Source organism: Kaistia algarum (genome assembly GCF_026343945.1).
Classification (GTDB): domain Bacteria; phylum Pseudomonadota; class Alphaproteobacteria; order Rhizobiales; family Kaistiaceae; genus Kaistia; species Kaistia algarum.
Genome location: NZ_JAPKNJ010000001.1, coordinates 2,240,727 through 2,260,342 on the forward strand (window position 1 = coordinate 2,240,727; position 19,616 = coordinate 2,260,342).

At 64.9% G+C, this 19,616-nt stretch carries 16 protein-coding genes and 1 tRNA gene; 9 read left to right on the plus strand and 8 right to left on the minus strand.

Annotated features, from left to right (window positions below; genetic code table 11):
* Window positions 1–11: 11 nt before the first annotated feature.
* Window positions 12–743 (minus strand): GntR family transcriptional regulator, encoded by a 732-nt coding sequence (locus tag OSH05_RS10805; protein ID WP_104221063.1) that lies wholly within the window; start codon window positions 741–743, stop codon window positions 12–14.
* Between the two features lie 207 nt (window positions 744–950).
* Between OSH05_RS10805 and deoC the strand changes: the two genes are divergently transcribed.
* From deoC to OSH05_RS10820, 3 genes are all read left to right on the plus strand, one after another.
* Window positions 951–1,949, plus strand: a complete 999-nt coding sequence (gene deoC, locus OSH05_RS10810) for a deoxyribose-phosphate aldolase (RefSeq protein WP_104221062.1) — start codon at window positions 951–953, stop codon at window positions 1,947–1,949.
* Window positions 1,950–1,996: 47 nt separating this feature from the next.
* Window positions 1,997–4,372: an aldehyde dehydrogenase family protein gene (locus tag OSH05_RS10815; RefSeq protein WP_104221061.1), complete on the plus strand. Its 2,376-nt coding sequence runs from the start codon at window positions 1,997–1,999 to the stop codon at window positions 4,370–4,372.
* A 110-nt stretch (window positions 4,373–4,482) separates the two neighbouring features.
* Window positions 4,483–5,376, plus strand: coding sequence for a sugar phosphate isomerase/epimerase family protein (locus tag OSH05_RS10820; protein ID WP_104221060.1), 894 nt, complete (start codon window positions 4,483–4,485; stop codon window positions 5,374–5,376).
* A 90-nt stretch (window positions 5,377–5,466) separates the two neighbouring features.
* Here OSH05_RS10820 and OSH05_RS10825 read toward each other — a convergent pair whose 3' ends face one another.
* Genes OSH05_RS10825 through OSH05_RS10845 form a run of 5 tightly spaced genes read right to left on the minus strand, consistent with a single transcriptional unit; the run spans window position 5,467 to window position 10,832 of the window.
* Window positions 5,467–6,243, minus strand: a complete 777-nt coding sequence (locus tag OSH05_RS10825) for a TatD family hydrolase (protein ID WP_104221059.1) — start codon at window positions 6,241–6,243, stop codon at window positions 5,467–5,469.
* A gap of 9 nt (window positions 6,244–6,252) precedes the next feature.
* Window positions 6,253–7,203, minus strand: coding sequence for an ABC transporter permease (locus OSH05_RS10830; RefSeq protein ID WP_104221058.1), 951 nt, complete (start codon window positions 7,201–7,203; stop codon window positions 6,253–6,255).
* A 3-nt stretch (window positions 7,204–7,206) separates the two neighbouring features.
* Window positions 7,207–8,286, minus strand: a complete 1,080-nt coding sequence (locus OSH05_RS10835; protein ID WP_104221057.1) for an ABC transporter permease — start codon at window positions 8,284–8,286, stop codon at window positions 7,207–7,209.
* Window positions 8,283–9,821, minus strand: coding sequence for an ABC transporter ATP-binding protein (locus OSH05_RS10840; protein ID WP_104221056.1), 1,539 nt, complete (start codon window positions 9,819–9,821; stop codon window positions 8,283–8,285). The genes OSH05_RS10835 and OSH05_RS10840 overlap by 4 nt, the downstream gene beginning before the upstream one ends.
* A 3-nt stretch (window positions 9,822–9,824) precedes the next feature.
* Entirely contained in the window at window positions 9,825–10,832 is a 1,008-nt protein-coding gene (locus OSH05_RS10845; protein WP_104221055.1) for a BMP family protein, read from the minus strand.
* A gap of 268 nt (window positions 10,833–11,100) precedes the next feature.
* Here OSH05_RS10845 and OSH05_RS10850 point away from each other — a divergent pair, with 268 nt between their 5' ends.
* The 3 genes from OSH05_RS10850 to OSH05_RS10860 are packed head-to-tail and all read left to right on the plus strand — an operon-like array spanning window position 11,101 to window position 14,543.
* Window positions 11,101–12,045 carry an N-carbamoyl-D-amino-acid hydrolase gene (locus OSH05_RS10850; RefSeq protein WP_104221054.1) on the plus strand — a complete coding sequence of 315 codons (945 nt, stop codon included), beginning with the start codon at window positions 11,101–11,103 and terminating at the stop codon, window positions 12,043–12,045.
* Between the two features lie 3 nt (window positions 12,046–12,048).
* A complete protein-coding gene (locus OSH05_RS10855; protein WP_104221053.1) occupies window positions 12,049–12,705 on the plus strand; it encodes a helix-turn-helix domain-containing protein in 657 nt (218 codons plus the stop codon).
* A complete protein-coding gene (locus OSH05_RS10860; protein WP_104221052.1) occupies window positions 12,702–14,543 on the plus strand; it encodes an adenine deaminase in 1,842 nt (613 codons plus the stop codon). The genes OSH05_RS10855 and OSH05_RS10860 overlap by 4 nt, the downstream gene beginning before the upstream one ends.
* A 58-nt stretch (window positions 14,544–14,601) precedes the next feature.
* Here OSH05_RS10860 and OSH05_RS10865 read toward each other — a convergent pair whose 3' ends face one another.
* Window positions 14,602–16,023: a DUF1254 domain-containing protein gene (locus OSH05_RS10865; protein ID WP_104221077.1), complete on the minus strand. Its 1,422-nt coding sequence runs from the start codon at window positions 16,021–16,023 to the stop codon at window positions 14,602–14,604.
* A 173-nt stretch (window positions 16,024–16,196) separates the two neighbouring features.
* On the opposite strand from OSH05_RS10865, the gene OSH05_RS10870 reads away from it, so the two are divergent.
* Complete coding sequence (locus OSH05_RS10870) at window positions 16,197–17,285, plus strand: AraC family transcriptional regulator (protein ID WP_104221051.1); 1,089 nt, start codon at window positions 16,197–16,199, stop codon at window positions 17,283–17,285.
* Window positions 17,286–17,567: 282 nt separating this feature from the next.
* Here the strand turns inward: OSH05_RS10870 and OSH05_RS10875 are convergent.
* Window positions 17,568–17,642: transfer RNA gene (locus OSH05_RS10875), tRNA-Gly, on the minus strand.
* Window positions 17,643–18,069: 427 nt separating this feature from the next.
* Between OSH05_RS10875 and OSH05_RS10880 the strand changes: the two genes are divergently transcribed.
* Together OSH05_RS10880 and trxA are read left to right on the plus strand one after the other, a co-directional pair.
* Entirely contained in the window at window positions 18,070–18,588 is a 519-nt protein-coding gene (locus OSH05_RS10880; protein ID WP_104221050.1) for a prolyl-tRNA synthetase associated domain-containing protein, read from the plus strand.
* 89 nt (window positions 18,589–18,677) lie between these two features.
* Window positions 18,678–19,607 (plus strand): thioredoxin, encoded by a 930-nt coding sequence (gene trxA / locus OSH05_RS10885; protein ID WP_104221049.1) that lies wholly within the window; start codon window positions 18,678–18,680, stop codon window positions 19,605–19,607.
* Window positions 19,608–19,616 lie beyond the last annotated feature (9 nt).

The following is a 19,616-nucleotide window of genomic DNA, read 5'->3' on the forward strand; positions in this document are numbered from 1 at the left end:
TCAACGCTCCGTCAATAGCGCCGCTGCAGGTCGATCGTCAGCCGGGTCCGATCGGGATGGTGCCAGGATTCGTAATATTCGATGACCTTCCGGTTCTGGTCATAGGTCACCTCGCGATTGAAGAGAACGTAGCTGCCGAGTTCGACCTGCAGAAGCGATGCCGTCCTCTGATCGTTGAGTTTCGCGAGTTCGACCTGGCGCTTTCCGGTCGTCGCGACGATGTCGTAGCGCTCGGCCAGATGGCGGTACAACGAGACCTCGTCAAGATCCTGCGAGGCGAGGAGGTCCGGGGTGCGCGAAAACGGAAGATAATTCCGCACGACCAGGAACACGATGCCGTCTGCGAAGCGCAGCCGCTCCAGGAAGATGGCATCGCTCTCGCCGATCTGGTCGGCGATATAGGCAGGCGCCGTGATCAATTCCTGCTTCAGCACCCGAGTCGTCAGCTTGAAGCCGGCCTTGGCCATGCTCTCCTGCAGCGGATCCAGCAGCTGAGCCATCTCGATCGGAACCTTGCGCTCCAGCACGAAGGCCCCCCGGCCGCGCTCGGTCTCGATCAGGTTTTCCTGGGAGAGCGACTGCAAGGCTTGGCGCACCACGCTTCGCGACACGTCATATTGTTCGCAAAGCTCGTTCTCCGTCGGCAGTTTGCTGCCCACAGCGAGGGCGCCGGACTGGATTTCCTGCTTCAGGACTTCCGCCAGCTGGAAATAGAGCGGTATCGGGGATGCGCGGTTAATCATCGGCGAGTCTCCACCGGCTGGCGGCGTCCAAAAAACTTGTCATGTAAGCATAACAACAACACAACCGCCTTTGCCAACCTCGGAATTCGCAGGGCCAGCGCAGGTCCGTTTCGTTGACAGTCATGTTGGCATGTTATACGTACAACATGATAGGTTGGGAAGTGATGTAGCAGGGAGATCGGCGTGAGCGCTCAGGAGGCGTCCAGCATGACGGATCGTGGCTTGCGGGTGATTGCGGGAACGCGCGTGCAGGGACCCGAGCCGTCCAATCCCGGCATCGCCTTCACTGCGGATCCGGTCGAGAGCCTGAGGGTCAATCTGTCCGCTGCCGAGCGCCGGACCGCCGCTTTGGCCGGCCGGCGCACCGTCAAGAAGGACTGGCAGGCGGCCTGGCTCGTCCGCGCCCTTCAATGCATCGATCTGACGACGCTCAGCGGCGACGACACGGCCGGGCGCGTGCGCCGGCTCTGCGCCAAGGCGATGCATCCGCTGCGCGCCGATTTGCAGGCGGCACTCGGCCTGTCCGAACGGAGGATTACCACCGGCGCGATCTGCGTCTATCACCGCTTCGTATCGACGGCGGTCGATGCGCTCCAGGGCTCCGGCATTCCCGTCGCCGCCGTTTCCACCGGGTTCCCGGCGGGCCTCTCCCCCTTCGCGACGCGCCTTGAGGAAATCAGGGCCTCGGTAGCCGATGGCGCCGAGGAGATCGACATCGTCATTACGCGCGAGCATGTCCTCACCGGCAATTGGCGCGCGCTCTATGACGAGATCCGGGCCTGCAAGGATGCGTGCGGACCTGCGCATATGAAGACCATCCTAGGCACCGGCGATCTGCAGACGCTCCGCAATGTCGGCCGCGCCTCCTGGGTCGCCATGATGGCCGGCTCCGATTTCATCAAGACGTCGACGGGCAAGGAAAGCATCAATGCGACGCTTCCCGTGACGCTCACCATGATCCGGGCGATCCGCGACTATCGCGAGATGACCGGGCATGTCGTCGGCTACAAGCCGGCCGGCGGTATCTCGACGGCCAAGGACGCGCTCGCCTATCTCGCCCTGATCAAGGAAGAGCTGGGCAATGACTGGCTGCAGCCTAACCTCTTCCGCTTCGGTGCCTCGTCGCTTCTGGCGGATATCGAGCGCCAGCTCGAACACCATGTCACCGGGCGCTACGCCTCCTTCAGCCACCATTCGATGGCCTGAGCGACCTTTCGGTTGCATCGGGTCAGGGAGCGATCCCGGAGAGTCCCATGTCGATTGCTGAGATCCTCGAAACGATGGAATACGGTCCCGCCCCCGAGAGCGACAAGGAGGCGCGGGAGTGGATCCGTAGCCTTGGTGCCGAGACGAAGCTGTTCATCGGCGGAGCCTGGCGTAAGGCGAAATCCGGCGCCACGCTCGACACCGTCGCGCCCGCGACCGGCGAGGTGCTGGCAAAGATTGCTCTCGCCAATGCGGCGGATGTCGACGCAGCCGTGAAGTCTGCGGCGAAGGCGGGGCCGGCATGGAAGGCGCTCTCCGGTCATCAGCGCGCTCGGTATCTATACGCCCTAGCGCGGCTCATTCAGCGTCACAGCCGCCTTTTCGCCGTCGTCGAAACGCTCGATAACGGCAAGCCGATCCGGGAGAGCCGCGACATCGACATCCCGCTCGTCGCGCGCCATTTCTATCATCATGCCGGCTGGGCGCAGCTCATGGACAGCGAACTCGCCGATCGGGAGCCGATCGGCGTTTGCGGCCAGATCATTCCGTGGAACTTCCCGCTGCTGATGCTGGCATGGAAGGTCGCCCCGGCCATCGCGCTCGGCAACACCGTCGTGCTGAAGCCGGCGGAATACACCCCCCTCACAGCGCTGCTGTTTGCGCAGATGTGCCAGAAGGCGGGCCTGCCGGACGGAGTCGTCAACATCGTCACGGGTGACGGCACGACGGGAGAGGCGATCGTCCGCCATCCCGAGATCGACAAGATCGCGTTCACGGGCTCGACGGAGGTCGGCCGTATCATTCGCGAGGCGACGGCCGGAACCGGCAAGAGCCTCACGCTCGAACTCGGCGGCAAATCGCCCTTTATCGTCTTTGAAGATGCCGATCTCGACGCGGCTGTCGAGGGTGTCGTCGATGCCATCTGGTTCAATCAGGGCCAGGTCTGCTGCGCGGGCTCCCGCCTGCTGGTGCAGGAAGGCATCCATGATCGCTTCGTCGCCAAGCTGCGGGCGCGCATGGAGACGCTTCGCGTCGGCAATCCGCTCGACAAGGCGATCGACATGGGCGCGATCGTCCATCCGGTGCAGCTCCAGCGCATCCGCGAACTGGTGGAGCTCGGTGTCCAGGAGGGTGCGAAGCTGCATCAGCCGGGCGCCCGCCTGCCGGAAGGCGGTTGCTTCTATCCGCCAACGCTGCTGACGGGGGTTCACCCGGCGTCGACCGTCGCGCGGGTCGAGATTTTCGGCCCCGTGGCGGTAGCGACGACGTTCCGCACGCCCGCAGAAGCGGTCGAACTCGCCAACAATACCGAATATGGCCTCGCCGCCTCGATCTGGTCCGAGACGCTGTCGCTCGCGCTCGACATCGCCCCAAAGCTCAAATGCGGTGTCGTCTGGGTCAACGGCACCAATATGTTCGATGCCGGGGTCGGTTTCGGCGGCTACAAGGAATCCGGTTTCGGGCGCGAAGGCGGTCGGGAGGGGCTGGCGGCCTATTCCAAGCTCAGACGCGGCGTCAAGGCCGTCCCGCTTCGCTCCGAGCCCCAGCCGGCGCCGACCGGCGACGTCCTCGGCACGGCCTTTGTCGATCGCACCGCCAAGCTCTATGTCGGCGGCAAGCAGGCGCGGCCCGATGGCGGCTATTCACGCCCTGTCCTGACGCCCACCGGCGCGGTGCTGGGCGAGGTCGGCGAGGGCAACCGCAAGGACATCCGCAATGCCGTCGAGGCGGCGCGCAAGGCAACCGGCTGGTCCGGCGCGAGCGAGCATAACCGCGCGCAGATCCTCTATTACATCGCCGAGAACCTGGAGGCGCGCGCTTCGGAATTTGCCGACCGTCTGTCGGCCATGACCGGCAAGCGCAAGCAGGACAGCGCGCGGGAAGTGGCCGCTTCCGTGTCGCGGCTCTTCTCCTATGGCGCCTGGGCCGACAAGTTCGAGGGCGCGGTGCATCGACCCCCGATCCGCGGCGTGGCGCTGGCGATGAATGAACCGGTCGGCATTCTTGGCATTGCCTGTCCCGAAAGCCCGGGCCTGCTGGGCTTCGTCTCGACCTTCGCACCGGCGATCGCCACGGGAAATCGCGTCGTCGCCCTTCCCTCGCCGCGCTATGCGCTCGCCGCGACCGATTTCTACCAGGTGTTCGAGACATCGGATCTGCCGGACGGTGTCGTCAACATCGTGACCGGCGACCGCGATGCCCTGATCGTCGATCTGTCGAAGCACGAGGAAGTGGACGGCGTCTGGTATTTCGGGACGTCGGAGATCGCCAGCCGGGTCGAGAAGGCGTCGGCCGGAAACCTGAAGCAGGTCTGGACGGAGACGGTCGAACGGGACTGGTTCGGCCCGGCCTCCGGAGAAGGGCGCGAATTCCTCGGCCGGGCGACCCAGGTCAAGAACATCTGGATCCCCTATGGCGAGTAGCGTCGGCACGGTGGCTCGCTGAAAGGCTCTTTCGAAGGGAGCGATTCCCGGCCATCTTGCGTCGAACCAAGAATCGGCACGCAGGCGTGTCAAAGGGAGGAGAAACTGAAATGAACAAACTCGGCGTTCACGCGCTCGTCTGGGAAGCGGGATGGAGCCACGAGGAGTGCACGCGGGCGATCGCGAGGACGGCCGAGGTCGGATATGATTTCATCGAGGCACCGGCGCTCGATCCCGGCTCGATCGATGTCGATTTCACCCGCCGCCAGCTGGAACTGAACGGGATCGGCATCAACCTGTCGCTGGGGCTGGACGCCGATACGGATATTTCCAGCGGCGACAAGGAAAAGGCCGCGCGCGGCAAACAGAAGCTCGAGGATGCGGTGCGCGTCGCCCGGGATCTCGGCGCGCAATATGTTTGCGGCATCCTGCATTCGGCGTTCCAGAAGAATGTCTGGCCGACCACGAGCGCCGGTGTGGCGATGTCCGCGGAAGTGCTGGGACAAGTCGCCGAGACGGCGGCCGCCAGCGGCATCACGCTCGGCCTGGAAGTGGTGAACCGGTACGAATCGAACCTGCTCAACACCGCCTCTCAGGGTGTCGAGCTGTGCAAGCGGATCGGCGCGCCGAACGTCAAGGTTCATCTCGATGTCTACCATATGAACATCGAGGAATCGGATATCGGCGCGGCGATCCGCGATACGGGTTCGTATATCGGCTATTTCCACACCGGCGATTCGCATCGCGGCTATCTCGGCTCGGGCACCATCAACCTCGCCGAGGTTTTCCGGACGCTGGTCGCGATCGGCTATACTGGACCGATCGCGTTCGAGAGCTTCTCCTCGCGCGTCGTCGGCCAGCCGCTGGAAGGTATCCTCGGCATCTGGCGCAATCTCTGGGAGGACAGCCACGATCTGGCGTCCCACGCGCTGATGTATACACGCGCCCAGCTGAAGGCCGCGCAGGAGACGCTGAAGCAGCCCGAACGCAGCCGGCTTCCCTGAACGTTGTTTCCGCCTGCAGGACGGCGTCGATCAGGCGCGGAGCGTCCGGCAGGCGGATCCCTTCCAACGAAGATCCGGAAGAAGAGCGGGTCAGAGACGCGCCTTCGCGAACAAGCGATAGAAATTGTCGGATGTCGTGCGGGCGAGCTCGTCAGCCGTGACGCCGCGCAACTCTGCCAGAAGCTGAGCCGTCCGCACGATATGGGCCGGTTCGTTGCGCTCGTCCTGGTAGGGAACAGGCGCCAGCGAGGGGGAATCCGTTTCCAGCAGCAGGCGGTCGGCAGGGGCCGATGCTGCGATCTCCCGCATGGCATGGTTGTCCGGATAGGTCAGCAGGCCGCCGAATCCGAGATAGCCGCCGAGCTCCAGCGCCGTCTTGGCCAGTTCGGGGCCGCCGGAAAAGGCGTGCACGACGAAGCGGAAACGGCCCTTGGACATGCCGCTCCGCAACATGTCGATCATGGCCGCGTCCTGCCGCACGGAGTGGATCACCAGCGGTAACTGGGTCTCGCGGGCGGCATCGATATGGGCCTGGAATACAGCGACCTGCGCATCCCAGGAGGCGTTGCCGTAAAACGTGTCGAGACCGGCCTCGCCGATGCCGATGACTTTCGGGTGGCGGGTATGGGCTGCGATCTCGGCGGCGGTGACGTCATGTTCTTCGTCGGCAAAATGAGGCAGCGTGCCGACCGTGCACCAGACATTGTCATAGGTCTCGGCGACGGCTCGCACCCGGCCGAAATCGCGCACGCGAATGCCGATGCAGACATAGGCGTCGACGCCGGCCGCCGCGGCCCGTGCCATCACCTCGTCGCGGTCGGTGGCGAATTCGTCGAAATCCAGATGCAGATGGCTGTCGATGAGCATCCCAAAGTCCTATTCGGCCTTGTGGCGTTGGAAGGGCTGTCCGAGCGCCGCGGGGTCGCGCACCTTTTCAGCAAAGCCGATCAGCACGATGACGGTGAGAAGATAGGGCAGCATGACCAGGAACTGATAGGGGACACCGATCCCGAGATTCTGGCCGCGCAGCTGGAACGCATCCGCTCCGCCGAACAAGAGCGCGGCCGCGAGAACGCCCCAGGGATTGCGGCGCCCGAGCAGCAAGATCGCCAATGCGATATAGCCGCGCCCGGCTGTCATGTTGTCCAGAAACAGGCCCGTCGCGCTCAGCGACAGGAAGGCACCCCCGAGGCCCGCCAGCAGGCCTGAGACCACCAGGCACAGGGTGCGGATCCCGTTGACCGAGATGCCCAGCGTCTCCGCCGCGGCCGGATGCTCGCCGACAGCGGTGATCGCCGTGCCGATCGCCATGCGCGAGACCACGATCCAGGCGGCGGGGATCAGCAGCAGCGCCACATAGACCAGAGCGCCCTGCTGGAACAGCAGTGGGCCGAGCAGTGGAATCTGGTGCAGCAACGGGATGTCGATGGCCGGGAAGGGCGTCACGCGCGGTGCGTTGGTTCCGGTGCCGAACAGGGCCCGAAAGGCATAGCTGGTGACACCGACCATCAGCAGGTTGATGGCGATGCCGACGACGACCTGGTTGCTGCTGAGCCGCACCGTGTAGAAGGCCAGGATCAGGCCGATGACGGCGCCGGCCACCATGCCGCCGATAACGCCGAGCCACAGGTTGCCACTGGCGAAGGCCACGGCAAAGCCGACAAAGGCGCCGCTCAGCATGGTGCCTTCCAGGCCGATGTTCAGCACGCCCGCTCGCTCGGCGAACATGCCGCCCAGTGCCGCGAGCATGATCGGAATGGCGAGGCGCGTGGTGGCCTGCAGGAAGCCGACCGTCACGGGATCCGAGAGATAGGCCAGGATATCCATGGCTCAGACGGCCTTCCCGCGGGCGAACAACGTGTCGAAAGCGCCGCGTCCGATCACGAACAGGACCACCAGCGCCTGGACGATGGTGGTCAATGTGCTCGGTACGCCCGACGCGGCTTGCATAGTACTGCCGCCGACCTGCAGCCCGGCAAACAGGATCGCCGCCGCCAGCACGCCGAAGGGATTGGTGCGGCCGAGCAGGGCGACGATGATGCCCGTATAGCCAAAGCCCGGCGACAGGTTCTCGATCATGCGGCGCTGCACGCCGACAACCTCCATATAGCCCGCGACCCCGGCCAGCGCGCCGCTGAGCAGGAAAGCCGAGACGGTGATGGCCGTGACGTTGATGCCGGCATTGAGCGCGGCGCGCGGATTGAGGCCGACCACGCGCAGCTTGAAGCCCCAGGTGGTGTGCCAGAGCGCGACATGCGTCAGGACGACGGCCAGCAGCGCCAGCAGGACGCCCATATGGAGACGCGTCCCCTCGATGAGGTTCGGGAACCGCGCGGCGGCTGCCAGCCGCTCGGTCTGCGGCAAATATCCGGCGGCCTCCTGGAGCGGCCCGCGTAACAGATAGGCGACGAGAAAGATGGCGATGTAGTTGAGCATGATCGTGGTGATCAGCTCGTTGGCGCCGAACCGCAGCTTCAATATGCCGGCGAGCACGGACCACAGGGCTCCGACAACCATGGCGGTCAGCATCATCGCCGGGATGAGGATGAGGGACGGCAGGCCAGGCAGCATGAGCCCGACAAAGGCCGACGCGGTGGCGCCGAGATAGAGCTGGCCCTCGGCACCGAGATTGAACGCGCCGCCCCGGAACGCAATGGCGATCGCCAGGCCGGTGAAGGTCAGCGGAATGGAACGCAGCAGCGTCTCGGCCAGGCTGTTCCACGACCCGAAGGCGCCGTCGAAAAGGGCGCCATAGGCAGTCAGCGGATTGGCGCCCCAGGCGAGGATCAGCACCGCGCCGACCGCCAGGGCTAGTCCCACCGCTACTAGGCTGGAGACGATTTCCGTTCGCCGTGCCGCATGGGCGGCGGTGACGGCGGATGGCAGAATGGTCGGCTCGCTGACACTCATGCGGCATGCCCGGTCATCATCGCGCCCAGCCGATCGAGCGTGACGTCGCGGCGCAGCATCGAACCGACGATGCGGCCGGCAAACATCACCACGATGCGGTCCGACAACGCCAGCACCTCGTCCAGCTCGGTGGATACCAGCACGATGGCAGCGCCACGGGCCCGCTGTGCCAGCAATTGCTGATGCACGAAGGCTGTGGCGCCAATGTCGAGCCCTCGGGTCGGCTGCACGGCGATGACCACGCTTGGTTCCCGGCTGAGGGCGCGCCCGAGCACCACTTTCTGCTGGTTGCCGCCTGAAAGCGTCATCACCCGCTGGCGAGGCCCGATGCAGCGAACGTCGTTGTCAGCGATCAGGCGCTTCGCGAAGGTCTCGATGGCCGGCAGCGACAACAGGCCCCGGCGCGACAGCGGCGGCCGGTCGATCGTTTCCAGCACGGCATTTTCGGCAATCGAAAGGTCCACCAGCGCCGTGCGCTGCCGATCCTCCGGGATATGCGACAGGCCCAGGGCGATCCGCTCCGCGGGTCCGCTTCGGCTGACGTCGATGGCTCCGGCGGCAGACGCCATGATGACAGTCCCGGAACTGGGCGTGATCAGGCCGGCGAGCAGCTCCGCCAGCTCGTGCTGCCCGTTGCCGTCGACCCCCGCAATGCTGACGATTTCGCCGCTTCGCGCCGCCAGCGACACGTCGCTGAGGCGCGTCACCTGTCGCTCGTCGACATAGCCGATGCCGCGCGCCTCGATAGCGATCGGACCGGCAACAGCCGTTTCGTCGACCACAGGCAGGGTGAGATCTTCTCCGATCATCAATCTGGCCAGTTCGGCGGGGTTCGTTTGGGACGTTGGCATGCTGGCGACGAGGCGGCCATGGCGCAGCACGCTGACGCGGTGGCTGAGCGCCATGACTTCACCCAGCTTGTGGCTGATGAAGACAATGGCGGTTCCGGCCTCGGCCAGCCTGCGCAGGACGTGGAAGAACCCCTCGACTTCTTGGGGCGCCAAGACAGCGGTCGGCTCGTCCAGCACGAGGATGCGGGCACCACGATAGAGGGCCTTGACGATCTCGACACGCTGCTGGCTGGCCACCGAGAGGTCACCCACCCGGGCATGCGGATCGACACGCAGATTGTAGCGCTCCCCGATCTCGTCCAGTTCGCGCGCCACCTGCCCGAGCCTTGGAAAATAGCGCCCGGCGCGGTCGATGCCGATGCAGACATTCTGCGCCACCGTCAGCGTCGGGATCAGCATGAAGTGCTGATGCACCATGCCGACGCCCAGTGCGGCAGCGTCGAGGGCGGAGGTCAGACGTGCGGGCTGGCCATTGATGAGGATCGTGCCTTGCTGGGGCACCTGCAGGCCAGCCACCACGCGCATCAGCGTGGTCTTGCCGGCACCGTTTTCCCCGAGCAGGGCATGGATCTCCCCGCGACCGACGGAAAAGTCGATCGAGTCATTGGCAATGAAATTGCCGAAGCGAACCGTGACGCCGCTCAGGCTGAGCGGCGCCGGTTCGGTTTCAGGACTGAAGCCCAAGGCCTATTCGACCATCGACGTGTCGTGCGGCACGACGAAGGCACCCGACTTGATGGCGTCGAACTTGGCCTTGACGGCGGTCAGCACGGCCGGATCAACCTTGCTGTCCAGACCATGGAAGTCGGCCAGCTTGATCGAGCCTTCCTTGACGCCGTAGCTCCAGGCCTTGCTCTCCCAGCGATTGTCGCTCACCGACTTGGTGACATCCGTCACCAGCGGTCCGAGATCCCACAGCACGCTGGTCAGCACCACGTTGGGGCCGAGATGGTTCTGGTCGGAAACGGCTCCGATCACCAGCACGTTCTTTTCCACGGCCGCGTCGATCACGCCGACCGACTGCGCGCTGAGCACGTCGGCGCCCTGCTCGACCTGGGCGATGGCGGCTTCCTTGGCCTTCGGAGGGTCGAACCACGAACCAAGCCAGGAGATCATCACCTTCGCCTTGGGGTTCACTTCCTGAGCGCCCGCGGCCCAGGCGTGATAGTTGGCCAGCATGTTGGGGGCAGGATTGCCGCCGACCCAGCCGATGGTGCCGGTTTTGCTGGCGCCGGCGGAAAGCATGCCGGTGAGATAGGCACCCTGATAGTCCGGATTGTCGTAGGTGCCGACATTGGGGGCGAGGTTCTTCGCCGTGCCGGCCATGAACTTGACGTCCGGGAAATCTTCCGCCACGGCCAGCGCCGCATCGCCATACGAGAACGAATGAGCGAAGATCAGGCCGTATCCGCGCGAGGCGTAGTCGCGCAGCACGCGCTCCGCATCGGCATCGGCGACGTTCTCGCTATAGGCAACCTCGACACCCAGATTGGCGGCCGCGGCCTGCAGTCCGGCATAGCCGCCAGCGTTCCAGTCATTGTCGCTGATTGGGCCCGGCAGGATCATCGCCACCTTGAGGGCCTCGGCTCCGAAGGCCAGGCCACCCATCAGCGGGCCGGTGAGGGCTCCCAGTGCCAGCGCCGCCATCAAACGCAGCCGGCCACGATAGGAAATCATCATCTTCTTTTCGGTCATCTGGGCCTACCCTTTCGTTCCCCATGCCGCGGCGATCGCCGCAATCCTACGCTATCTCGACCCTCCGACCCGCCGGGTGCGACACCTCCATGATCGCACTGGCGGTAAAGAATATGGACAAGCGCAAAGCCGGCGTCCATCGCAATTTTCTATACGGAAAATCGATTGACAGGGTTGCGGTCTTGCCGTCACGATCTGCCTGAAATCAACCTATCCGAGCCGGTTTTCCAATTGGAAAATTGGCGCGTGCGTATCGTTTGGGATCACCATGCAACGGTCCATCGTCACCGCCGCGGCCCAGATGGGACCCATTGCCCGCTCGGACACGCGCCATCAGGTTGTGGACCGGCTGATCGCCCTGTTGCACGAAGCGCATAAGCGCGGTGCCGAACTCGTCGTGTTCCCCGAGCTGACGCTCACGACCTTCTTTCCGCGCTGGTATCTGACCGATCCATCCGAGATCGACGTCTTTTTCGAATCCAGTATGCCGGGACCCGATACGCAGAGATTGTTCGACGAGGCCCGTCGGCTTGGCGTCGGTTTCTACCTCGGCTATGCGGAACTCAGTGAAGAGGATGGTGGGCGGCACCGCTTCAACACCTCGGTCCTAGTGGATCGGGCCGGCCGTCTCGTCGGCAAATATCGCAAGATCCATCTGCCCGGCTACGATGCGCCGCAACCCGGCCGCGACAGCCAGCACCTCGAGAAGTACTATTTCGAGCCGGGCAATCTCGGCTTCCCCGTCTGGCGTACCATGGGCGCCGTCATGGGCATGTGCATCTGCAACGACCGCCGCTGGCCCGAGACCTATCGGGTCTTGGCGCTGCAGGGCGTCGAAATGGTGCTAGTCGGCTACAACACGCCCGATGACCACACCGGGAATTTCGATTTCGACAGCCTGACCGGCTTCCACAGTCAATTGTCGGTGCAGGCCGGTGCCTATCAGAACTCGATCTGGGTGGTGGCAACCGCCAAGGCCGGGCTGGAAGAGGGCTCGAACCTCATCGGGCAGTCGATGATCGTGGCGCCCTCGGGCCAGGTCGTGGCCATGGCGACTTCGACCGGCGACGAGGTGGTGACCGCGCGCTGCGATCTCGATATGGCAACGCTGTACCGCCAGACCATCTTCAACCTGGCCCGCCACCGCCAACCGCAGCATTACGGCCTCATCGTCGAGCGCAAGGGCCCCGTGCCGCCGCCGGAGGATGACTGACCGATGCGCCCTCGATCTGCCGGCCGTCGCGCCGCCCTGGCGCCGTCTGGTCGGGGCGAAGACGTACACCCCCTCGCGGTGGCCAGACTGCTATCCGACCTGCGCAAGGCCAATGGCTGGACGCTGGCCGAGGTTTCCCGGCGCACCGGCGTCGCGATTTCGACGTTGTCCAAAATCGAGAACGGCCAGACCCAGCCGGCCTATAGCGTGATGACCCGGCTGGCGGCAGGGCTCGACATCGATTTTGTCGATCTGCTCGGCGGCAATCCCCACCCGCGCTTTTCCGGCGCAGCGCGAGCGATCACGAGGGCTGGCCAGGGCGCGCATTTCCGAACCGATATGGGGCTCTACGAGGCCCTGGGATCCGATCTGGCGGCCAAGTCGCTGCAACCGATGCTGATCGACATTCCGCCGCGCCCGGCCGGCAGCCCCAGCGTGCGCAGCGCTCATCGGGGCGAGGAATTCGTCTATGTGCTGGACGGGTCGGTGGCGTTCGAAATGAGCCCCTACGCTCCCGTGGTGCTCGGCACCGGCGACTCGGTCTATTTCGACGGCGCCATGGACCATGGCTTCCGTGCGGTGGGTCCGCGATCGGGCCGTATCCTTTCCGTCTGTTTCGCAGGTCCCGGCGTGGGGACGCTTTCATCAGGTTCCGAATGATCGACGCAAAGTCCGAAGTCCTAATTCGCAAGGCCCTGACGCTGGTGGCCATGGGCAAGTCGCCGGCCGATGTCTGCCTGCGCGTCGGGCGCTTGCTCGATGTCGCGACCCGGACCTGGCTGGACGACCAGGAGATCGTCATGAAGGGCGATCGCATCGCCTATGTCGGCCCGGCCGGGTCCTATCCGGGAAGCTGCCGCCATCACGAGCATCGCCCCGATCTCATGGCCATTCCTGGCCTCGGCGAAGTGCACAAGCATATTGAGAGCTCCCATCTGACGCCCGAATGGGAAGCGGCCCTGGTGCTGCCGCGCGGCAATAGCTGGACCTGCGAGGCGAGCCACGAATTCTCCAACGTCCGTGGGTCGCGCACGCTCGAGTTCTGGATGACCGCGCGCAGGCACGGTTCGCCGCTCAAGATATTTCCGTTGCCCGGTTCCGCCGTGCCGCCCACCGCCTACGAACATGGCGGCGGCTGGCTCGGCTATGACGAGCAGTCCGCGTTTCTCAAGGACAGCCTGATGGTGGCGGGCCTTGATGAAGTGATGGATTGGCCGGCGGTGTGGGATGCCGGCAACGGCTCGCATGACCGGCTCTGGGGCATGATCGAGGCGACATTCGAACAGCGCGGCGTGGTCGAGGGCCATGCCGCAGGTATCCGCGACTTGCCGACGATCAACGCCTTCGCCGCCGCGGGGCTGGCGTCCGACCACGAAGCGTGGACGGTCGACGAGTTCTGGGACAAGCTGCGACACGGCCTGTTCATGGAACTGCGCGTCCACTCCATGCCCGACATCCTGAAGGGCCTGCTGGAGCGCGGCCTGCAGGACTGGTCGCAGATCGCCTTCGCCACGGATGATCGCAGCGCCAGCGAAACCCTGGAAAAGGGCGCGACCGACTATAATGTCCGCGTGGCGATCCAATCCGGCCTCGCGCCGGAAATCGCCATCCAATGCGTGACCATCAATCCGGCGCGCCATATGCGCCTGACCCCCTGGGTAGGCGCCATTGCGCCCGGCCGCTTTGCCGATATCGTGCTGCTGTCCGATTTGCAGAGTTTCGAGATCGCCGAGGTCTGGGCCGACGGTCGCCAGGTGTCGAGAGGCAAGGAATATATCGAGCCCGTGCCGCAGATCGCCTGGCCGTCCTGGGCCACCGATACGGTGCAGGTGGGCGGTGAACTTGCGGCCAGCGATTTCGGGATTCCCGCCGCGCCCGGCCGCGCCACCATGCAGGCCGCGGTGCTTCGGCCGTTCCACTGGGCCGACGATTTCCTGACCTATGAACTGCCGGTTCGCGACGGTCTCGTGCAGCGCGACGAAAGCCGCAACATCACCAAGTTCGCCATCGTCGATCGCTTCGCTGGCACGCGGTCGGTGTCCAAAATGTTCTGGCTCGGCACCGGCCCGCGCACGCCCAACGTCGCCGTCGCCAGTTCGCTCGGACACGACAAGCACAATATCTGGTGCGTAGGATCGTCCGACGAGGCCATGGCCGTGGCCGTCAACGAGCTATCTAGGATCCAGGGCGGCTGGGTGCTGGTTGCCGACAATCGGGTGGTCGCAACCGTCCGCTACGAGGTCGCGGGCCTGATGTCCTGCCGCTCGGCCGCGGCCCTCGATGCCGACATGCAGGCCCTGTACGAGCAGGCCAAGGCGATCGACTGGATGTATGAGCCGACCTTCACGCCGCGCTGGTGGCCCGGGTTCCCGGAGCGGCTGTCCTTCGCCACGCTGACCTGTTCGCCCTGGCGCTGGGTCCTGGTCGCCCCCAGCCCCTTCGCGCCGCTCGGTCTGGTCAATGTCCAGACCGGCCAGATCCACGATACGGTGTGGTGACGTCGCGCCGGACGCGCCGGGGCAGGAGAGGCGGGCGCCTCTCCTGCCCATCGGCTGATCAGTCGACCTTGACGATCTGTGGTGGCAGCCAGGTGCCGTTGAGGATCGACGGGTCCTTCTCCTTCGGCCAGTACATCCGGATCATCGGCAGGAACGCACCCTTGGGGGCCGGGAGCCAGTTCGCTTCCTTGTCCTTGCCGGGCGATTCGTTCTGGAAGTAGAGCGTCACCGAGCCATCGGCATTGGGGACGAGGTGGTCGCGCGGGCTGACCGTGAACTTGTTGAGCGCATTCGGCACGAACCACCAGCCCTGGTCGATCTCATACATGGTGATCGACCAGAAGCCATTGACCGGAGGCTCCTGCCCCTTCGCGAAGGTCAATGTGTACTTGTTGGCGCCATTGAGCGGATGTCCGTCCTTGTCCGCCATCGTATAGGGATAGACGGCGTCCTGCGGCAGATTGGCGGGCCAGCCGAACGCCGCGACCACGGCGCGCTTCACATAATCCGTGCCGTAGGCGCCGACCTGTGCGAAGACCCAGCCGTTCTTCTCGACGCCCATGGTCGACTCGTTCTTGCCGAGGAAGTCGAGCGCCTGCTGCGGCAGGTCCTTCAGCGCGGCTGCCGTATCGGCACCGAGCGTGGAAAGGCTGAACGGCTTGCAGGGCTCAAGGCCGATCTTCGCCATTTCCGCCAGGATTGGGGCGTCCTCGGCGGCGGGTGGCGCGTCATGGCACATCAGCGTGGCGAGCCGATTGAAGTAACCCTCGGTTCCCATGCCGAGGATAACCTGCTGCGGCTTGTCGGTCATAGAATAACCGGGGTTCGGATCGACCGCAGGAGCCTGGTAGACATAGTCCGACTTGCCAAAGGCCGACAGCGGACGGAGGTCGTACTGCGCCTGCAGCGCATTCACCTCGGCGTAGTCCTTGTCGGTGCCGTTGGCATAGGTGCGACCGAGGATCAGGACATAGCGGGTCGGCACGTCGATCCTGGTCATCCCGGCGGGAACCTTGCCCTTCCAGCCCGGGCCGGCCATCAGGAAGTTACCCGCCTTTTCGCCCGTCGTCCGCGAGCCGGGGGAGGCGATCACCGGCATCCAGAGATCATAGGTCGGGAAGAGGAAGTAGCGGTCGCCCATGTCGGGATGCGAGAAGACCCAGGGCTCCTTGTCGAGGTCCATCCAGGCCAGCGAATAGAGCGTGTCGGCGTTCGGCGCGGAAACGCCGCGATAGTCGGCTGGCGGGTAGCGCTTGACGTTGCCGAACTGGCCCATGGGCGAATGCAGGCCGTCGGCTTTGTCGACATTGGTCATCTGGACGCGCGTTACTTCCGTCGTGACCAGCGAATAGCCATAGACATAGGCGTCCATCGCGATCTTCTTCGCTTCGTCGGTGGTCAGCGCATGCGCCGGAGCCATCCAGCCGCCGACAACGATGCTCGAAAGCAAGGCCGCCGCCGCAACACTGGTACGTTTCATCGAAGTTGCCCTCTTGTCTGTCAAAATCACATCGACGCCGACAGCCGACTGTTCGGGGCCTGTCATCCCCGCGAAAGATCGCTAGAGTCAGTTGTTCGACTGTTCGGGCCGGAGAACTCTCCCAACCCGACTTCTTTTGGCGTGCGCGGGAAACTAGGTCGAGAGGCCAGGCCATGACGAACCATTTTGCGCCAACCGTCGCACGCCTGACCGCCGCGTCTCGTTTCGACGCGATGCCGCTCATCTGCGTAACGGCGTTGGCCGGAGTTCCTGATTTCGTCCGCCATGCCTACGGCGAGTCCTTGCTCCGTCGCGCTACACGTGCGGCCATGCTCGATATCGAGGCGATCGAGAACCGGGATTGCTTCATCCCGCACGCGACCATGACGCTCTTCACAGGCGCGGTCGCACGGTTCGCGGGGGAGGAGTATTTCGGGCTGCTTCTCGCCCCCTATCTGACGATCGCAAGTTATGGCTGCTGGGGCGATTACCTGCTGGCCGCGCCGACCTTGGGCGCCGCGATCGAACGGGCGATCGCCACCATCGGCTTTCACAGCCGCGGCGACGTGGTCGGGCTGCGCATCGAAGGCAAGCTCGCCCGCATCACCTATTCGAGCGCGGCGCGCGGCCGCGACGGCTATGCCCAGGTCGCCTGCGGCGCTGCCGGCGTCGTGTTGAGCCTCTGCCGCGCGTTTCTGCCGCCTGCCTGGCGGCCTGTGCGGCTTGAGCTTGACCTGCCGCGACCGCCGAAGACAGCGAGCTTCGAGGAAACATTCGGCTGCCCGGTTCTGTTCGATGCCCCGACTGTCACGCTCTGCCTCGACCGACGATGGCTCGAGGCGACGCCGCTGGCGTACCGAACGGCGGCGTTGATCACCGTCGAGGACGTCGCCCGTGCGCGCACGGACTGCACCAAGCTCTCCGGCCTGCGCGACCTGCTCGCCGAGCAGATCTGGTCGCAGGTTCTTTCCGGCAAGGTCTCGATCGAAAGCGCCGCGCGCTCGCTCGACATCAGTGTCCGCACGCTCCAGCGCGAACTGAACCGTGAGGGCACTGATTTCCGCACGCTGACCGGCATCGTCCGCGGGCGCCGGGCGACCGAACTGCTGCGTCACACCGAGGCGTCCGTTACGGAGATTTCCGCCTCGTTCGGCTATTCGGCGCCGGCCCATTTCGCGCGGTCATTCCGCAAGGCGACTGGTCTCAGCCCCAGCGACTATCGCCGCAACACCCGGCGGGCCAAGAATGCGGGTGCTTCATAGTTTCACGCGGCGATAGCCCGATTCGCTGCCGCTTGGCCGCGATCTCCGGGCGGCCATTCGAAATTCGGCTATCCCGGTTGGTCGCCCTTCCAGACATTGGCCCGGATCCAGCTGCCATGGCGGGCCTCAGCATCCCGTCCGATCGAACCCGTGACAGCGCGGCGCCGCGGGTTGCATGAACGCTCAACCTCGCTAGCCGAATTCCGGATCCGCTTGACCCCAAAACGCAAAAAGCCGCGGAGATCCGCGGCTTTTTCGCATTCCGGTGGGTTCCGGAAAAATTGGAGCGGGCGAAGGGATTCGAACCCTCGACCCTAACCTTGGCAAGGTTATGCTCTACCCCTGAGCTACACCCGCATCCGTGCCCGACGTCGTCGGACGGCGCACCTTATGGCGCAGGCGTGGATGGAATGCAACAGGGTTTTGCGCCGGCCCGGCTGCCTGTGGATGACGGCCCGTGCCGACCTGCTTTCGTGGCCACCCGCTTGTTGGGTTGGCTGGTTCGCGGGACCCTGCATCCAACGCAGATGGGGCGTGTCGATGTCTGCCGGCCTGCAATCGTGGCGTACGGCTCCGAGACGAACTGGCTCTGCAAATTGCCTTGCAGGCGGGGAACGCCGCTGCCAGTCGTCGTCCCGCCCTGCACGGACCCATACATTGATCCCGTCTGGCGCCGACTTCACGGCCTTCAACTCTTCATCTTCTGGATTGTACCCTGGCCTTGTTCTCTTGGCTCCGGCGGCTTGCGGCGCTATCCAGTTCGTCTGCTGTGCGGAACCCCTCCATGCCTGCCTCGTCGTCCGATCTGTTCGCTTTCCTGGCTTCGCTATCGATTCCCACGGAGACCGTGGATCATCCGCCGCTCTTCACCGTCGAGGAGAGCCGGCGGCTGCGCGGCAAGCTGCGCGGGCTGCATGCCAAGAACCTGTTTCTGAAGGACAAGAAGGACCGGCATTTTCTAGTCGTCGCCGAGGAGGCGGCCGAGATCGATCTGAAGCGGCTTCATGAACGGATCGGCGCGCGGGGGCGGCTTTCTTTCGGCGCGCCGGCGCGGCTCCTTGCCGTTCTGGGCGTCACCCCCGGCTCGGTCACGCCCTTTGCGCTGCTGAACGACCGGCCGCCCAGCATCGAGCTCGTCCTCGACGATCGCTTCGCCGCAGCGGAGGCCGCGAATTTCCATCCGCTCGTCAATACCGCGACGACGACAATCTCCGGCGCCGATCTGCTACGCTTCCTCGCCGCCACGGGCCACGCGCCACGCCTTGTCGACTTTTCCGCCGTTTCGATCCAGACGGATTTGTAAATCGGACGGCGAAGCGCCATCTTGGGCTCGAAAAGGCCCTGCCAGAGGCGGGGCGGATCAACTTCAGGCGGATGATCAAGGCAAGACCCATGAACCAGCCCAGCTACAGCTTCGGCACTTCGTTCCAGCCCGCCCCCGCCGGCGGCGGTGACGATCTCATTCGCGAGACGACCACGCAGACCTTCGCCAAGGACGTCATCGAGGAATCGCGGCGCCAGCCGGTGCTGGTCGATTTCTGGGCGCCCTGGTGCGGGCCATGCAAGCAGCTGACCCCGGTGATAGAAAAGCAGGTCAAGGCGGCAAAGGGTGCGGTGCGGCTGGTCAAGATGAACATCGACGACCATCCCCAGGTTGCCGGCCAGCTTGGCATCCAGTCGATTCCGGCGGTCATCGCCTTCGTCGATGGTCGTCCGGTCGACGGTTTCATGGGCGCGCTGCCCGAGGGACAGGTCAAGGCCTTCATCGACAAGCTGGCCGGACCCGCCGGCGGCGGCGAGATTGAGGCGGCGCTTGTCGAGGCGGAAGAGCTTCTGACGGCGGGCGCGGCGGCCGAGGCGGCGCAGCTCTATGCTGCGGTGCTTGCGGCCGAGCCGGAGAACCTGAAGGCGCTGGTGGGGCTCGCCCGCTGCCATATCGCCGTGGGCGAAGCGGACAAGGCCGAGGCGCTTCTGGCCGGCGTGCCGGAAGCGGCGGCTGCCGATCCGCTGGTCACAGGCCTCAAGGCACAGCTGGCGCTGCTCGCGCAGACCGCCGAACTGGGCGAGGAGCAAGAACTGGCGGCGCGGATCGAGCGCGATCCCAAGGATTTTGCCGCCCGTTTCGATCTGGCTTTGCTGCTGAACGCTAAGGGCGATCGTGAGGGCGCGACCGACCGCCTCCTTGAAATCGTCAGGGCGGACCGCAATTGGGAAGATGACAAGGCCCGCAAACAGCTGGTCCAGCTGTTCGAGGCCTGGGGAATGACCGATGAGGCAACCCTTTCGGGACGTCGCCGTCTGTCTTCCGTTCTGTTTTCTTGAGGCGCAAAT

Bases quoted from the DNA above. Each gene is read 5' to 3' on its own strand.
- OSH05_RS10805 (WP_104221063.1), bottom strand. From the start codon at position 743: ATGATTAACCGCGCATCCCCGATACCGCTCTATTTCCAGCTGGCGGAA.
- deoC (WP_104221062.1), top strand. From the start codon at position 951: ATGACGGATCGTGGCTTGCGGGTGATTGCGGGAACGCGCGTGCAGGGA.
- OSH05_RS10815 (WP_104221061.1), top strand. From the start codon at position 1,997: ATGTCGATTGCTGAGATCCTCGAAACGATGGAATACGGTCCCGCCCCC.
- OSH05_RS10820 (WP_104221060.1), top strand. From the start codon at position 4,483: ATGAACAAACTCGGCGTTCACGCGCTCGTCTGGGAAGCGGGATGGAGC.
- OSH05_RS10825 (WP_104221059.1), bottom strand. From the start codon at position 6,243: ATGCTCATCGACAGCCATCTGCATCTGGATTTCGACGAATTCGCCACC.
- OSH05_RS10830 (WP_104221058.1), bottom strand. From the start codon at position 7,203: ATGGATATCCTGGCCTATCTCTCGGATCCCGTGACGGTCGGCTTCCTG.
- OSH05_RS10835 (WP_104221057.1), bottom strand. From the start codon at position 8,286: ATGAGTGTCAGCGAGCCGACCATTCTGCCATCCGCCGTCACCGCCGCC.
- OSH05_RS10845 (WP_104221055.1), bottom strand. From the start codon at position 10,832: ATGACCGAAAAGAAGATGATGATTTCCTATCGTGGCCGGCTGCGTTTG.
- OSH05_RS10850 (WP_104221054.1), top strand. From the start codon at position 11,101: ATGCAACGGTCCATCGTCACCGCCGCGGCCCAGATGGGACCCATTGCC.
- OSH05_RS10855 (WP_104221053.1), top strand. From the start codon at position 12,049: ATGCGCCCTCGATCTGCCGGCCGTCGCGCCGCCCTGGCGCCGTCTGGT.
- OSH05_RS10860 (WP_104221052.1), top strand. From the start codon at position 12,702: ATGATCGACGCAAAGTCCGAAGTCCTAATTCGCAAGGCCCTGACGCTG.
- OSH05_RS10865 (WP_104221077.1), bottom strand. From the start codon at position 16,023: ATGAAACGTACCAGTGTTGCGGCGGCGGCCTTGCTTTCGAGCATCGTT.
- OSH05_RS10870 (WP_104221051.1), top strand. From the start codon at position 16,197: ATGACGAACCATTTTGCGCCAACCGTCGCACGCCTGACCGCCGCGTCT.
- OSH05_RS10880 (WP_104221050.1), top strand. From the start codon at position 18,070: ATGCCTGCCTCGTCGTCCGATCTGTTCGCTTTCCTGGCTTCGCTATCG.
- trxA (WP_104221049.1), top strand. From the start codon at position 18,678: ATGAACCAGCCCAGCTACAGCTTCGGCACTTCGTTCCAGCCCGCCCCC.